Here is a 14,664-nt window from a genome sequence, read left to right on the forward strand (position 1 = left end):
TTTCAACTCCTATTTTTCTTCGATATTATTGATTTGTTTTATTTAACAATTTCGGTTATTCTCACACCAAAACTCTCTTCAATTACTACAACTTCACCTTTTGCTACATACTTGCCATTTACCAATACATCAATTGGTTCACCTGCAATTTTATTTAATTCAATAATAGTTCCCGGTGAAAATTCCAATATTTCCTGGATTGATTTGCTTGTACGTCCCAACTCTACGGTCACCTGTAACGGCACATCCATGATAAGACCAATGTTCTCGCTTCCACTTACAAAACCTGTGTTTGTAAACGGCTGGAACTGTGCAGGTTGGATATTTTGGGCAGGCTGCATATATGGCTGTGGCGCGTAAGGCTGCGCCTGCATATAAGGCTGCTGCATATACGGTTGCTGCATTGACATTCCCTCCATGTTCATCATCTGCTGCGGCTGTGAATACATCTGCTGCTCCATCGGCTGCTGTTGTTGTATTTGCTGCGGTGCCGGCTGTGGTGCTTCTTCTACCGGCTGCTTTTGTACTTCCATTCCACCGTTTGAACCGATAAACTTTTCATACAATTCTTTCGCAAACTCAACTGGATATAACTGCATGATGCTGCTATCCACTAACCCCTCAATTTCCATTTTAAAAGCAACTTTAATGAAAGTTCCTGATAAAAATGACGCTATCTCCTCCTCATTGACAGTTTCATTCAAATCTACTACTGTCGCCACAGGCGGGCTGATATCTACCACCTTATTCAACATAGAGGATAAGGATGTTGCTGATGATCCCATCATCTGGTTCATCGCTTCACAAATTGCACTGACATGAAGCTCCCCAAGCTCTCCCTCTACATTAGTACCATCACCGCCCATCATAAGGTCTGTGATAACTTTTACATCTCTCTCTTTTAGAATTAGAATATTTTTTCCATCCAATCCGTCCTTATAAGAAATTTGTATAAAAACACAAGGCCTGTCATAATCCTTCGCTATATCGTCCCATGTTGCATATGTAACAACCGGCGTTGTGATGGTAACTTTGGTATTTACAAGTGAAAATAAGGTTGTTGCCGCAGTCCCCATACTGATGTTTGCAATTTCACCTACAGCGTCCTTCTCAGCATCTGTAAGTAATTCCGCAGAACTGCTTTCACTGCTTATCTCTTCTGCTGTACCATTTAACAATGCATTAATTTCTTCCTGTGATAACATTCCGTCCATTACTTCACTGCTCCTCTCTTATTATTGATGTAACTCTTACCGCGTAGGCATCTCCAGATGAACCGGGCAGGGCAGTAAATTTTTTAATATTCCCTACAAATACATCTAACTCTTGATCAACTTTTGAATCTAATTTTATTATATCACCAATTTGCAGATTGACAAAATCGTTTACTGCTATTGAACTTGTTCCAAGAACAGTGCGAACTGGTATGTTAGCCCGACCAATTAAGCTTTGAATTGCTTCTTCATAGCTTTCCTCATCATCTCTTTGCATTGTTGAGTACCAATATTTTGTATTCAACTTATCCATAACATCTTCCAACGTGATGAACGGCAAACATATATTCATTAGACCTTCTATATCACCGATACGGATGTTCAGTGTAACAATCGCTATCATCTCACTCGGCGAAATAACCTGTGCAAACTGTGAATTCGTCTCAATTCTTTCCAGTCTTGGCTCAATTGCCACTACATTCTGCCACGGCTCTCTGAGCAAATTCGTACAGATTACCATAATTCTTTCTATTACTGACAACTCAATCTCTGAATAGTCTCTATTCTTCTCAAGCGGTCGTCCATATCCTCCGAGCATACGGTCTACAATCGCATAGCCTAAGTTAGACGCCAGCTCCAAAATAATATTCCCCGTCAACGGAGCAAAATTAACAACTCCAAGAATAACCGGATTGGATAATGCGTTGGTAAATTCAGAATAGGTAACCGCTTCCGAATTCATAACTTCCACTTGTATATTTTTTCTCAAATATCCCGGCAAATTAGTTGAAAGCAATCTACCATAATGTTCAAATATAATTTCCAACGTTCTCAGGTGTTCCTTTGAGAATTTTGACGGTCTGGCAAAGTCATAATTTCTTACCTGCTTTTCCTCGGGACCATTCATTTCCTCAACATCTATTTCACCAGAATTCAAAGCATTGAGCAAATTATCAATCTCGCTTTGGGACAATACTTCTCCCATTTTACTCACCTCCTAGATTGCTCTATTTATTGTATCATTCTTATTGTAATACAATATCTCTGAATGCTACATCTATGAAAAGATCTGCATCAAACATTTCGTTTAACCGCTGTTCGATGCTATCCAACACACCTGCTCTGTCTGTCTGTATTTGCTCCATTGTATAACTGGAAACTACATCAATAATCTTGCTCTTAATCAAACTCTCCTTTGCAGCTACTGACTCGCCGTACTCTGCATACTCATCACTCTTACTATTCATAGACAAAGTGATAGAAAAGACTGCAAAATGATCCCCTCCATCTGTATCCTTCTTTAAATTCACGGTTATTGTGTCTGCAATATCGTATGTTTCAATCTGTTCAATCGGAATAATCTCCCCGCCCGCTTGTGCTTTCTTTGCCTGCAGTTCCAGATTAAGTGCTGTACTTACCTGTGTTATCAAAGTGTTTGTCTTGTTTGCAGATGGAACCACACTAAACATCATAATAGCAGTTAATACCAAATTCACAATTACCAATGCTAAAATCACAATACTAAAAATGTTTTTCTTCATTACTCTGCTCCTTTATTAGTCATTCTATAAACTCTCTCTTTTTCTAATATTAATTAAATTTCTTTGAGAAATTAATTTTCAAAATCATCCAGATACGACAAAACGTTGCATCTTTCTCTGTAAAAAATCACGAAACCTATTATATTCCTGCAAAAATCTCCTTTTTATATGATATTACTAAATTTTTAATCTCTTGTCTACTTTCTTTTACAACAATCTTTTTTGATGTCGTAAACGTAATCACGGTATCAGGGGTTTCTTCCACCGTTTCAATCAAATCCGCATTGATTAAAATTTTTATATCATTGAGTTTCGTAACCTCTATCATATTTACTGTTCCCCTCCCTGAGTTTTGAAATTTATCCTGCCTCTGCTATTCCACGTCAGAAGTGCTCTTTACTTCTAAATAATATAACAAAATTAAATATTTCCAAAATGCCCTTAATATTCCTATCGCGCTTAAGAGCATTTTGGAAAATAAGTTTACATCAATTAGCTTCTCTTCAGATTAACCAACTCTTCAATCAGAGTATCTGATACTGTTATAATTCTTGAGTTTGCCTGGAAACCTCTCTGTGTTGTTATCATTTCTGTAAATTCATTAGAAAGGTCTACGTTTGACATTTCAAGTACGCCTGTCGCCATACTGCCGCCGTCACCGGATACATCAACACCGATGCCATCGAAATCACCGGAGTTCAATGTAGAAGAGTAAAGGTTCTCACCTTCCTTTGCAAGACCGGACGGATTTGAGAACTGTGCAACTGCAATCTGCCCTAACAGTTTGTTGTCACCGTTGCTGTATGTTCCGTAAATCTTACCATACTTATCAATTGAGATACCTGTCATTTTTCCAAGAAGTCTTCCTTTTCCGTCTGCGTCGGCATCACCCGGTGTCATAGCCGCTGTCATAACACCGCTGTTTCCTGCTACCTTACTGCTTGATAAGTCAATAGAAATAGTAGAGAATTTTACTGCATCAGTGGTTCCTGTAAACGAAAGATCTGTTGCTGTTGCTGTAGTAGAACCATCAACAGACTTCAATTTACCAGTTGCCAAATCATACTCAACTAAAATTGCATTATTTATAGTTGTGCCATCATCAAGCGTGATTGTACTGCCGAATGTCGCTCCTGAAGATGTTGTCACGTCCGTACTTGTTGAGTCTGCAATCGAATCAAGTGCCAGATAGAACACATTTTCACCCAGTACAGTACCATCATCCAATGTTAGGCTTTCTGCATTATGCAACGAGAAATTTGCAGTGTATTTGTATCCCACTGAATCATAGAAAGATAAGTTCATTACAGAACCGTTAGCGGAATTTAAATCAGTGTTATCTGTATCAATAATACCGCTAAGTTGTGCCTTTGAAGTAGCCTCCGGGCTTGAAGTTAAGTTATCGGTTGCCATTACTTTTAATGGAGAAACAGTTCCTTTAACAATATCTCCGGTTGCAGCACTTACCTGCCAACCCATAACATTGTAACCTGTTGTAGACATTACTAAGTTACCGGAAGCATCAACTGTAAAGTTACCTGCTTTTGTAAAGTAGTTCTGTGTTCCGTCATTTACGATAAAGAAGCTATCGCCTGTAATCTTAATATCAAACGGGTTGTTTGTTGTCTGTGTAGCACCTGCTGTTGTGATTGAAGTGCTTATTGCACCTGTTGTAACACCAAGACCAATCTGCTTTGCGTTTGTACCACCTACGCCTGTTGTTGCGTTTGGTCCTGAAGCCGACTGGGTTGTCTGATACATAACATCCTGAAAAGTTACTGTCTGTGCCTTATAAGCTACTGTATTAACGTTCGCAATATTATTACCTATTACGTCCATCTTGGTCTGGTGTGTTTTAAGTCCTGCTACACCAGAGTAAAGTGATCTCATCATAATTAAATGACCTCCTAAGTATTTTTTGTCTGAAACAGCATGTCTTATCTGTCATTCAAAGACATTAAGCCTCCATACGGGTCCGGCTTACATAATTACTGCCCCATCAATATTGGTATAAACATTTTCTGCAGAATCGCTTTGATCCATCGCCGTGATTACTGTATTGTTCTTCACATTAACAATAAATGCGAGGTTATCAACCAGTACAAGTGATTCGTTGATTCCCTTCTCATTGGCCTGTTTGGTTCCACTTAGCAGCCTTGTCATCTGTTCTTCCGATATATCGATATTTCTCGATGCCAGTCTTTCGTTTGCATGCTTTGAGAATTTGAGCTCAGAAGCTGCTTCCGACTTATCAGTCTGTTTTTGCTTTAATATCTCTTGGAAGGATTGTGCCTGGCCTGCTTCGTCAGTCCTGTTAACAACATTTTTGTTCAGGTACTTCCCTGTAACCTGCTCAATGGAAGTGAATTGAGTATTATTCAGCTTCATAATTACCTCCATTTTGACTCACACCTTATTCTTCTGTAGTTGTTGTATCGGTTGAGTCTGTCGTTGTATCAGTTGTTGTGTCTGTTGTCGTATCAGTTGAATCCGAAATACCATTGATGTATTCCTTATAGTAATCATCGTCGAGCACTGTATTTAAGTCATCCAAAGAATAGTAAGCGCCATTGATATACAAATAAGGCTTTCCGTTTTCTATTACAACTGCGTCAACATATCCTGCGATATAATAAGTATCTCCTGTTGAGCTTGATGTCGGAGCCATGATAACCGGTTTTCCAACTAACGCTGATGCCTGATTCTTATTAAATGTACTCTCAAGGTTCTGTGTTGCCTCCAACTGTGAAAAAGTCGCTAACTGTGCAATATACTCTGTATTGGATGTCGGCTCCAACGGATCCTGATACTTCATCTGTGCTACCAAAAGCTGTAAGAACGCCTGCTTATCCAAAGTGGAATTGCTTGTTGACGTTGTCGATGTACTTGATACACTAGATGCACTTTCTACTAATTGTCCATCTGATACCTGTTGTACTAATGCCATAATTTCACCTCCTGTTACGCTGAGTAATTGATTGAATTTCCATTTCCAATCATCATTTCAGCAATTAATGCCTCATCGGCTGTTAAATCCTCCAGTGATTCAGGTTCATTGTAATTGAACTGTCTTCTGGTATTCTTTTGTTCCTGCTCATAAGGTTCCTTGTTTTGGTTCTGATTGCCTTCTTCCAGATTTCTCTCGAATTCATGGCTCTTTACTGTAACCTCAACCTCACTTACCTTAATTCCCTGATTGTTCATATTTTCTCTAAGTTGAACAATCTGGCTTTCCAGAGCTTCTTTAACCGCTTGATTCTGCGCTGTAATATGAGCTGTTACAATACCCTCTTTTGATGCGAGCTGAATGGTAAGCTTGCCAAGATGCTCCGGATTTAATTGAAATTCCAATCTGGTTGTATCAAGGCTTGTGGATAGCTTTATCTGGTTTTGTATCTGTTTCATGAGGCTTTCGGTATCTACCTTAGCAGTTGCTCCCGCCTTTGCATCTGCCAGAGCCGCTTCACTTACATTGCTCTGCGTGGCTTCCGGCTGAGCCTTATCAAAAACATATTTCTGATAATTCTCCACTCCGTCATCTTGGGCTTCCGGCTTTTTAGGTTCTGCTGCTATAACCGCTTTTTGCTCCTCGGTCTGTGCTTCACTATTGTTGCCGTTATTTTGTGTTTGAGCTGTCGTTGTCGCCGCCTTCGCATTTCCTGCTTCATTTGAAGCGGCAGATGTTACATTTTGGTCAGTTTTTTCCTGTTTTACAACAATCTCATCGCTCTTCACACCTAAATTCGTTAAAGCGTTTTCCAGCGGCTTTGCTGTCTTATCTGTAACAACTGTTGTCTCTTCCGTCACCTGTCCTACTTGCGTCTGCACTACGGCTGCATTTGATTTTGCCTCTTTTGCCTGAACAAGCAGCGCATTAAGCTCTTCGTCCGTAATGCCCAAATCAGCAAGAATACTTTCCTTCACACCGCCTATCAGTGCCAAGCTGTCATTAAACTGCTGATACAGTCCTTCACTTGTGATTAGTGTTGAAATATCTGCACTTCCGGATATGGCTGTCAAAAGCTTTGCCAGATTAGTCTGGTCTAAGCAATCCAAGAAGTTCAAACCTAAACTCTGCATTGCAAGTTCCAAATCTTCCTCAGAAATCTGAAGTGTATCCAAAAGAATGTTTTTGATCTTTTCGGAAGCTTCATCTAATTTGCTCTCTGAGTCAAGTTTTTCTCCCACAAGGCTCTCATCCTTTACCGAAGTAACCTGCGTTTCATCCGTCTCCGTATGGTCCACACCATCGCTTGCAGACTCAAGTTTTTCTTTCCAATCGGTATTTACATCTTTTTTCGAAGCTGCCTGCCCACTCTTTGTCTGCTCTAAAGAATCGACCGTGTTTTTTTGCCCCGTATCTGTCAGATTGTCAATGATGTCACTAAAATTAGTCTGTGGCTGGCTTGAACTCTCTGTTTTGATACTAAGACTATTTGAAACAGTGCTCACCAAACCCGTCGTGTCCATAAAAGATGTCTTCATTTTCCTCCTCCTTTCTTTCGTATTTTTAACTCAGGCCAAGGCCTTTCGTTATTTATTCTTTAGGTGCCATGATTTTCGTGATCTTCGCCGCTATAGCGGGATCCATCGCACCGAGAATACTGCCTCTTGCGTCAGCGCTCATATTGCTTAGTATTTCAGATACTAAGTCCAGATTATTTGTCATTGTCTCAAATATACCCGCTGCCTGAGCCGGTTTCATCTCGCTGTACGTCTTTGCATAGTCCTTAACTTCTTCAGAATAAGAAGTCTGCTGTACCACCTGCTTGTATAATAACTCTGCATTTTCCGGAGAAATGCTTTCGTAATATGCTTTATATTGAGACGGATCCGGCGCATTTTCATTGAACACAACATCCTCGTCAAACTGTGCCTTCAACTGCTGATACTGGGTCTGCTGGTCTTCAAACACCTTCAACCGATCAATTTCTGCATTTAATTCAGAAACCGTCTCGTTATTTGCCGCTATCTGCTCCTGTGCAGTACTTAATTGCTGCTCCAGACTCTTAATCTGCTCTACCGCCTCTGCCAGCGTATCATACGGATAATCTCCATCCGCTGCAGCATCCGGCGTCTCTGTCTCCGGTAAAACAGCACTGATTACCGGCACATCCTTCAAAAGAGGAGACAATACCGTAGAACCGAATCCACCGATATCCAATTTTATTAAAACTGCAAAAATCCCAAGCCATACGGCTATGATAAACACGACGATGATTGCTGCTCCAATTTTGCCGCCTACGGTTTCTTCTTTTTCTAATTCTAAAACCCCTTGTTCCTTGGCCGCTTTTCTTTCTTTTCTGCTAAGTTTTACTTTTTTTTCTGCCACTTTATACACCTACCCATCTATCTAGCCTTACCATATGTATAGCTTACTAATTCATCTATTTCCTTGCTTTCCTGCTGGTTGACTTCCTTCTTGAAATCTTCAAAGGCATTTTCTTTTAGCTTTTCATGGATTTTTCTGTCATTCATAACCTCATAAAGCTTTATTCTTGCCTGTTCCAAGTTTCTTTCTGCGAGCGTCACCTGAAGAATTTGCTTTTTCACATCTTCTTTTGCTTTCTCAATGGCTGCTTTGCATATCTTAATCTCTAAGACATCAAGCCTGGCACTCACCAAGCCTCTCATCTGATCCTCATAAGCCGCCTGCCTCGCAATAAGACTTCTGAGCTTTTGTTTTTCTTCATTCAGCTTTGCCGCTGCGTTGGCATAATTGGTCTTTGCCTGATTTTCTAATTTATATTTAATTTCAAGAATATTTTCCATTTTATATATAAATTTAGACATATGTGCACCCGCTATTCCTCAAAGATATTACCTAACATTTCTACAATTTCATCAAAGCCATATTTTGTCTCTACATCCTGCATCAGAAACGTGTTTACTTCGTCAATCTTGCTGATTGCATAATCAATATTGCGGTTCGAGCCACTTTTATATGCGCCAATGTTAATCAGGTCTTCCGCCTCGTTGTAGGTTGCCAGCACATTTTTTAATTTACCTGCAACCATCTTGTGCTCCTTGTCCGCAATCTGGGACATAACACGCGAAATACTCTGTAATACATCGATTGCCGGATAGTGGTTTTTATGTACTAGTTTTCTGGACAGCATAATATGTCCATCCAGTATACTTCTTGCAGTATCGGTAATCGGCTCATTAAAATCGTCACCATCCACCAATACCGTATACAATCCCGTTATTGAGCCCACATCAGAGTTTCCTGCCCTTTCAAGAAGCTTTGGCATCTCTGCATATACGCTCGGCGGATACCCTCTTGTAACAGGGGGCTCGCCGGATGCAAGTCCGATTTCTCTCTGTGCCATAGAAAATCGGGTTAGGCTGTCCATCATGAGCAGCACATCTTTTCCCTGATCTCTGAAATATTCTGCAATAGCGGTAGCGGTCTTTGCCGCTTTATTTCTGATCAATGCCGGTTTATCCGAGGTTGCAACGACAACAACGGAGCGTTTTAGTCCTTCTTCCCCCAAGTCGCGCTCGATAAATTCCCTTACCTCTCGCCCACGCTCTCCTATCAGAGCAATGACATTGATATCTGCCTTTGTATTTCTCGCAAACATGCCGAGCAGCGTACTCTTACCAACACCGCTTCCTGCGAAAATACCAATTCTTTGTCCTTTTCCGACGGTAATCAAACCATCTACAGCTTTTACACCCAAAGGAAGCACTTCTCCAATAATTTCACGTTCCATAGGGTCCGGCGGCATCGCCTCAACCGGATATGTCGCCTCCGTTACAATTTCAGACATGTCAACCGGTCTTCCGAGTCCGTCAAGTGTTTTTCCCAGAAGCTCTTTTCCAACCGGAACAGACAGCGGGTGCCCGATATTTTCAACCATACACCCAAGTCCGATACCTTCCACATTTTCAAAAGGCATAAGCAATATTTTTTTATCCTTAAACCCTACAACCTCAGCCAGTATACTCTTATTCTGGTCACCATCTGCAATGATTCTGCACAAATCATTAAGCTTTGCATCCGGACCTACCGACTCAATCGTCAGCCCGACAATCTTGACTACCCGCCCCAGCTTTTTATAAAAGGTATCGTCTGTTAAGTTGTAGTATTTTTTTAAATTAATTGCTGCCATCAATTGCCACCTTTTACTCCTGTGATAATATCTTTAACGTCTTGATTAAGTTATCAAGCTGAACATCCAAACTGCAATCAAATACCCCGCCGTCTGTTTCTACCAGACATTGGTTTTTAGATAAGCTGATGTCCTCCATGATATTAAGGGAAGAAGCACCAATAACCGACTTATCCAAAACCTCCTTGTATTTTACAACAAAGGGATAATCATTTTTCGAAACCTTAATCACAAAATCTTTACTGCTCTGAATTTGTCCCAGTGCAATTTTAAGAAGATGAACAATCATATTTCGATTATCTTCAAATTTAATCTTAAATACATTTTGCACTACTGTAGTAATCGCATCTACAAGCATCGGCTCCATTTTGTTCAACTCTTCCTGATATTCCTGGAATTGTTTTTTCCTTGCAGCCTCCAGTTCTTGCTTTTGGACTTCCACATCGACAAGCGCCTGTGCATATCCTTCATCATACCCGGCTTTGCTTCCTTCCTGATATGCGGACTGCTTTATTGCCTCCGCCTGCTTTCTTGCATCCTGAAGCATTTGTTCTGCATTTGCTCTTGCTTCCTCTAATATTTCTTCCGGAGTAACCTCCGGTTCTTCTATTATTTCTTCTGCTTCTTCCGTAATCGCCACTTCTCTTGCAGCAAGTCCTACCTTAAAACCATCACCGTCTAAGCCATCTTCACTTTGTTCAGAATTCTTTGTCACATTTTGAAGCTTGCTCAGCTTCTCAGCAATAAGCTCATTGTAGTCGATTATCTTTTTTTCTTCATCACACTGAACCGTGTTATACTTAAACAAATTAGACAACTATCTCGTCACCTCCGCCTCGTGAAATAACAATTTCTGCGGAATCTTCCAGTTTTCTAATAATATTAACAATCTTCTGCTGCGCCTCTTCAACATCCTTCATACGCACAGGTCCCATAAATTCCATGTCTTCCTTTATCATTGCAGACAGACGCTTGGACAAGTTATTGAAGATTGCAGTCTGAACCTCTTCGTTTGCGCCCTTAAGAGCAACCGCAAGGTCATTGTTGTCAACATCTCGAAGCACTCTCTGAATCGCCCTGTCATCAAGAGAAAGAATATCTTCAAATACGAACATTTTCTTCCTGATTTCATCTGCCAATTCTGGCTCGTCAATTTCAAGAGTTTCCATAATATGTTTTTCTGTACCTCTATCTACCGTATTCAAGATTTCTACGATAGCATCCACACCACCGACAATTGTGTAATCCTGATTTACTAAGGATGCTAATTTTCTCTCCAACACTCTCTCTACCTCTTTAATTACATCCGGTGAAGTACGATCCATCTGCGCAATACGCTTTGCAACATCTGCCTGCTTATCCGGTGCCAGTGAACCGATTACTGCGGACGCCTGGCCGGAGGACAGATAGGATAAAATCAATGCGATTGTCTGCGGATGTTCATCCTGTATAAAGTTAAGCAGCTGAGATGCGTCAGCCCTCTTAACAAATTCGAACGGTCTAACCTGCAAGGAAGCGGTCAGCTTGCTGATAACATCAACTGCTTTTTCAGAACCAAGGGCTTTTTCAAGCAGCTCTTTTGCATATCCGATACCGCCTTCTGCGATATACTGCTGTGCCAGACACACTTCGTAAAACTCATCTATCACTTTCTCCTTGAGAGAAGGCGAAACACTTCTTGTATTCGCGATCTCCAAGGTTAATTCTTCTATCTCGTCTTCTTTTAAGTGTTTAAATATAACAGAGGACTTTTCCGGTCCAAGGGCAATCAAAAGTATTGCTGCCTTCTCTAATCCACTCATTTCTTCTGTTTTAGCCATACTTTATCACTCCCAATCTTCATTCAGCCAATTACGCAGCAATTGCGCCACTGCGGCTGGATTTTCATCAACAAATTTTTCAATAAGTTTTCTTGCATCCGATTTCTCATTGAAGTCAATATCATCAAGAGGTGTCGTTGTCTCTTTTGTTGACGCAAGCAAAGCTTCCACGGATAATTCCGGTTCTGTCTCCAATACCTCAATCGGTCTTGTACTCTTAAATATTACAAATCCAAGCAAACCAAGAATTAATAGGATAAGAGCAATCATCAGATAATCTGACCAGCTTCTTCCGGAACCCGTTGACGGCTGGAAAAGCGGAACATCATAGGCAACAATCGAAATATTTGCTTCTGCTATTCCCGTCGCTGTTGACACCATTGTGTAGAAATCCTGATCTACTGTCGTCTTCGTCTTCACATCATTCGCCGCCATAAATTCAGCAAATGTAGTCCCATCTAACTTGCCTTGTGCTTTCATATCATCTTCATTGTAGACAATATAATTTGTAGCCACAACCGAGACGGACGAACTATCATAATTCACACTGCCCGGTGCATATTGGGTATTTGTAACCTTCTGATTAGGAGTGTAATCCCTCGAAGTTTGTGTTGTTGCACTTGTGGATGTATCGCTTCCTTCAATCACATATGTAGTATTTGAATTGGAGTCCGTTCCAGGTACACCTGCTGTTCCGCCGCTTGTCTCATTTTCATATATCTCTTCATGGCTCAGCAGTCCCTGCTCCTGCCCTTCTGCCGGCGTATAAGTCTGCTCTGTTTCACTTACCACATCAAAGCTGATATCAAGATTTGGTGCCACCTCAATATTGTCATATACGTTCGTGCCAAGCATAACATCTTTTACTTGCTTTTTAACAACTGCCTCTGCCTGATTTTTTACTTCAAACTGGCTTCCTGCATTTCCCACCGTACTGTCTTCGTCTCCGCCGGAGAATAATAATTTACCGTTAGAATCAATGATAACAATACTTTCCGTTGTCTTGTTTCCAACTCCGGTTGCAACATATTTCGCCATTACGGTCGGTGCGTCGCTCGACAATTCACTGCTTAATGTCAATAATACGCTTGCATAAGTATCCTGCTCCTGCGTGATTATTGTTCCGTCATTTTCAGGTATTGTCAGGCTTACAGACGCTTCCTTTACGCCATCCATCGTCTCAAGCGTTTTTTCCAGCTTTGACTCTAAGTATAATTTATATTTTTTTTCTTTGTCTGCTTCTGTTGTGCTGAAACCACCGCTTAAGGCATCCGTAATCGAATAGCCGTCTGCCGGTATACTGTTTTCACCTAACAAAATTGTTGCATTTGCAATATCTTTCTTATTTACAGATATAACCTTTCCGTCTGAAGAAATCTCCATCGAAATCCCTTCACTCTCCAGGATATCCTTCACCTCCGCAGCTTCCTTGGTAGATTCCGCAGTAATCAATGTAACCATTGTCGGTCTTGTGAGAACAAATCCTAAAATTATCAAAGTAAATATTACAATTGCACTGACGCTAATGATTGTAGCTTTCTGTTTAGCAGTATACTTATTCCAAAATGCCACTACTTTGTTTAGTATACCTTTCAGTCTTTCTTCCATCAGTTATCTCCTAACCCTTTTTATGTAGAAATATAGCTTGCAAAGAGCTATTATATATTTCCCCTCAATCTTATATTTGAATATTCATTATCTCTTTGTAGGCTTCAATAAACCTATCTCTAACTGCAATGGTATACTGCATTGCAGTTGACGCCTTACTTTGTGCAATTGTCAAATCATGTGTGTTATCACTATACCCCAATGCCACATTTAATTTCTCTGCATTATAATCCTGCTGTAATTGGTTTGTCTCGTTAATCAAATCTACTGCTGACTGCAAAAATGTGCCAAAATTATTATTGTCTGTATTTGAAACAGTACCGCTAAGCGCTGTATTTTTCACCAAATCTGAATTAATACTGCTGATTGCTGCTATATTACTCATTTTCTATCCTCCTTATTTTCCTATTTCAAGCCCCTTTAATGCAATGCTTTTACTCGTATTAAAAGCAGTTACATTTGCCTCATATGCCCTGCTTGCATCGATCATGTTAGTCATTTCCGTAACGGTGTTCACGTTAGGATATGACACATATCCATCTTCATCTGCATCCGGGTGGGATGGATCATATTTTTTTACGAAATCACTTGTGGTATCTTCTGAGATAGAACTAACCTTTACACCGCTTCCTGTGTACTGGCTATGAGCGTTAGATAAAATATTTGAGAACGCCGTACTCTTTTTTTCTTCGAACGTAACCACCTTTCTGCGATAAGGAGTTCCGTCCTCCGTCCTTGTTGTACTTGAATTTGCGATATTTTGAGATATAACATCCAGTCTGAGTCTCTCCGCCGTCATACCGGATGCATTAATATCAAATGAACTAAAAATAGACATATTTTTCCTCCCCCGTTATTTCATTACGTTTTGCAACGACTTAAAATCATTATTGATGATATCTGTCAGCATATTATACTTAATCTGGTTCGCCGCCAGCTCTACATTCTCTGTACTGATATCCACGTTGTTACCATCTACCCTATATGAGTACCCCGCCGAATCTGTGTAAATCTGTGCATCCAAGTTATCTATGGACACATTGGCAACCTTTTTACTCAACGAAACCGACCGTGCCCCGGTCAACTCACGTTCCAAAACATCTTCAAATTTTACATCCTGCCTCTTATAATTTGGTGTTGTTGCATTTGCTATGTTATTTGCTATAACGTCATTTCGTATCCAAGCAGCATCCGCCGCCTTATCCAAAATGTTTATATAATTAAACGCATCTGAACCAATCATATTTTTCACTCCTTCTACACTTTATTATCACATACGAATCACAATCTTACTTAATTATAAAATATCCTGCAAATTTTACAAGCTAAAAATGTGTTTTTTTTTATTTTTTTCGAATATTTC

Annotated in this window: 17 protein-coding genes; all 17 read right to left on the reverse strand. The window is 40.2% G+C overall.

Translation table 11 applies throughout. From position 1 onward, the window contains the following. Positions 1-38 precede the first annotated feature (38 nt). A complete protein-coding gene (fliY, locus tag CTY48_RS12775) occupies positions 39-1,214 on the reverse strand; it encodes a flagellar motor switch phosphatase FliY (RefSeq protein WP_099468867.1) in 1,176 nt (391 codons plus the stop codon). A gap of 4 nt (positions 1,215-1,218) precedes the next feature. Next, positions 1,219-2,199 carry a flagellar motor switch protein FliM gene (fliM, locus tag CTY48_RS12780; protein ID WP_099468868.1) on the reverse strand — a complete coding sequence of 327 codons (981 nt, stop codon included), beginning with the start codon at positions 2,197-2,199 and terminating at the stop codon, positions 1,219-1,221. A 40-nt stretch (positions 2,200-2,239) separates the two neighbouring features. Continuing rightward, positions 2,240-2,755, reverse strand: coding sequence for a flagellar basal body-associated FliL family protein (locus CTY48_RS12785; RefSeq protein WP_099468869.1), 516 nt, complete (start codon positions 2,753-2,755; stop codon positions 2,240-2,242). Positions 2,756-2,894: 139 nt separating this feature from the next. Then, the gene (locus CTY48_RS12790) at positions 2,895-3,083 is read right to left on the reverse strand and encodes a flagellar FlbD family protein (RefSeq protein WP_099468870.1); all 189 of its coding nucleotides are present in this window, start codon (positions 3,081-3,083) and stop codon (positions 2,895-2,897) included. 164 nt (positions 3,084-3,247) lie between these two features. Further along, complete coding sequence (locus CTY48_RS12795) at positions 3,248-4,648, reverse strand: flagellar hook protein FlgE (RefSeq protein ID WP_099468871.1); 1,401 nt, start codon at positions 4,646-4,648, stop codon at positions 3,248-3,250. 87 nt (positions 4,649-4,735) lie between these two features. Next, entirely contained in the window at positions 4,736-5,143 is a 408-nt protein-coding gene (locus CTY48_RS12800) for a TIGR02530 family flagellar biosynthesis protein (RefSeq protein WP_180272724.1), read from the reverse strand. A gap of 25 nt (positions 5,144-5,168) precedes the next feature. After that, positions 5,169-5,702 (reverse strand): flagellar hook assembly protein FlgD, encoded by a 534-nt coding sequence (locus tag CTY48_RS12805; RefSeq protein WP_099468872.1) that lies wholly within the window; start codon positions 5,700-5,702, stop codon positions 5,169-5,171. 14 nt (positions 5,703-5,716) lie between these two features. Then, a complete protein-coding gene (locus CTY48_RS12810; protein ID WP_099468873.1) occupies positions 5,717-7,240 on the reverse strand; it encodes a flagellar hook-length control protein FliK in 1,524 nt (507 codons plus the stop codon). A 52-nt stretch (positions 7,241-7,292) separates the two neighbouring features. After that, positions 7,293-8,087: a MotE family protein gene (locus CTY48_RS12815; RefSeq protein WP_236354920.1), complete on the reverse strand. Its 795-nt coding sequence runs from the start codon at positions 8,085-8,087 to the stop codon at positions 7,293-7,295. A gap of 17 nt (positions 8,088-8,104) precedes the next feature. Continuing rightward, entirely contained in the window at positions 8,105-8,548 is a 444-nt protein-coding gene (gene fliJ, locus CTY48_RS12820) for a flagellar export protein FliJ (protein WP_099468875.1), read from the reverse strand. A gap of 11 nt (positions 8,549-8,559) precedes the next feature. Beyond that, the gene (fliI, locus tag CTY48_RS12825; protein WP_099468876.1) at positions 8,560-9,873 is read right to left on the reverse strand and encodes a flagellar protein export ATPase FliI; all 1,314 of its coding nucleotides are present in this window, start codon (positions 9,871-9,873) and stop codon (positions 8,560-8,562) included. Between the two features lie 13 nt (positions 9,874-9,886). Beyond that, positions 9,887-10,690: a FliH/SctL family protein gene (locus CTY48_RS12830; RefSeq protein WP_099468877.1), complete on the reverse strand. Its 804-nt coding sequence runs from the start codon at positions 10,688-10,690 to the stop codon at positions 9,887-9,889. Continuing rightward, complete coding sequence (gene fliG, locus CTY48_RS12835; protein ID WP_099468878.1) at positions 10,683-11,693, reverse strand: flagellar motor switch protein FliG; 1,011 nt, start codon at positions 11,691-11,693, stop codon at positions 10,683-10,685. Before fliG ends, CTY48_RS12830 begins: the two co-directional genes overlap by 8 nt. Before the next feature lie 6 nt (positions 11,694-11,699). Then, positions 11,700-13,301 carry a flagellar M-ring protein FliF C-terminal domain-containing protein gene (locus CTY48_RS12840; RefSeq protein WP_099468879.1) on the reverse strand — a complete coding sequence of 534 codons (1,602 nt, stop codon included), beginning with the start codon at positions 13,299-13,301 and terminating at the stop codon, positions 11,700-11,702. 70 nt (positions 13,302-13,371) lie between these two features. Beyond that, positions 13,372-13,686, reverse strand: a complete 315-nt coding sequence (gene fliE / locus CTY48_RS12845; protein ID WP_099468880.1) for a flagellar hook-basal body complex protein FliE — start codon at positions 13,684-13,686, stop codon at positions 13,372-13,374. Between the two features lie 12 nt (positions 13,687-13,698). Then, on the reverse strand, positions 13,699-14,139 hold the full coding sequence (gene flgC / locus CTY48_RS12850) for a flagellar basal body rod protein FlgC (protein ID WP_099468881.1): 441 nt from the start codon (positions 14,137-14,139) through the stop codon (positions 13,699-13,701). 15 nt (positions 14,140-14,154) lie between these two features. Further along, positions 14,155-14,544, reverse strand: coding sequence for a flagellar basal body rod protein FlgB (gene flgB, locus CTY48_RS12855; protein ID WP_099468882.1), 390 nt, complete (start codon positions 14,542-14,544; stop codon positions 14,155-14,157). Positions 14,545-14,664: the final 120 nt, after the last annotated feature.

Source organism: Konateibacter massiliensis (assembly GCF_900184995.1).
In the GTDB taxonomy this organism is placed as follows: Bacteria; Bacillota; Clostridia; order Lachnospirales; family Lachnospiraceae; genus Lachnotalea; species Lachnotalea massiliensis.

Coding starts and splice junctions, on each gene's coding strand:
- fliY (WP_099468867.1), bottom strand. CDS start 1,214: ATGGACGGAATGTTATCACAGGAAGAAATTAATGCATTGTTAAATGGT.
- fliM (WP_099468868.1), bottom strand. CDS start 2,199: ATGGGAGAAGTATTGTCCCAAAGCGAGATTGATAATTTGCTCAATGCT.
- CTY48_RS12785 (WP_099468869.1), bottom strand. CDS start 2,755: ATGAAGAAAAACATTTTTAGTATTGTGATTTTAGCATTGGTAATTGTG.
- CTY48_RS12790 (WP_099468870.1), bottom strand. CDS start 3,083: ATGATAGAGGTTACGAAACTCAATGATATAAAAATTTTAATCAATGCG.
- CTY48_RS12795 (WP_099468871.1), bottom strand. CDS start 4,648: ATGATGAGATCACTTTACTCTGGTGTAGCAGGACTTAAAACACACCAG.
- CTY48_RS12800 (WP_180272724.1), bottom strand. CDS start 5,143: ATGAAGCTGAATAATACTCAATTCACTTCCATTGAGCAGGTTACAGGG.
- CTY48_RS12805 (WP_099468872.1), bottom strand. CDS start 5,702: ATGGCATTAGTACAACAGGTATCAGATGGACAATTAGTAGAAAGTGCA.
- CTY48_RS12810 (WP_099468873.1), bottom strand. CDS start 7,240: ATGAAGACATCTTTTATGGACACGACGGGTTTGGTGAGCACTGTTTCA.
- fliJ (WP_099468875.1), bottom strand. CDS start 8,548: ATGTCTAAATTTATATATAAAATGGAAAATATTCTTGAAATTAAATAT.
- fliI (WP_099468876.1), bottom strand. CDS start 9,873: ATGGCAGCAATTAATTTAAAAAAATACTACAACTTAACAGACGATACC.
- fliG (WP_099468878.1), bottom strand. CDS start 11,693: ATGGCTAAAACAGAAGAAATGAGTGGATTAGAGAAGGCAGCAATACTT.
- CTY48_RS12840 (WP_099468879.1), bottom strand. CDS start 13,301: ATGGAAGAAAGACTGAAAGGTATACTAAACAAAGTAGTGGCATTTTGG.
- fliE (WP_099468880.1), bottom strand. CDS start 13,686: ATGAGTAATATAGCAGCAATCAGCAGTATTAATTCAGATTTGGTGAAA.
- flgC (WP_099468881.1), bottom strand. CDS start 14,139: ATGTCTATTTTTAGTTCATTTGATATTAATGCATCCGGTATGACGGCG.
- flgB (WP_099468882.1), bottom strand. CDS start 14,544: ATGATTGGTTCAGATGCGTTTAATTATATAAACATTTTGGATAAGGCG.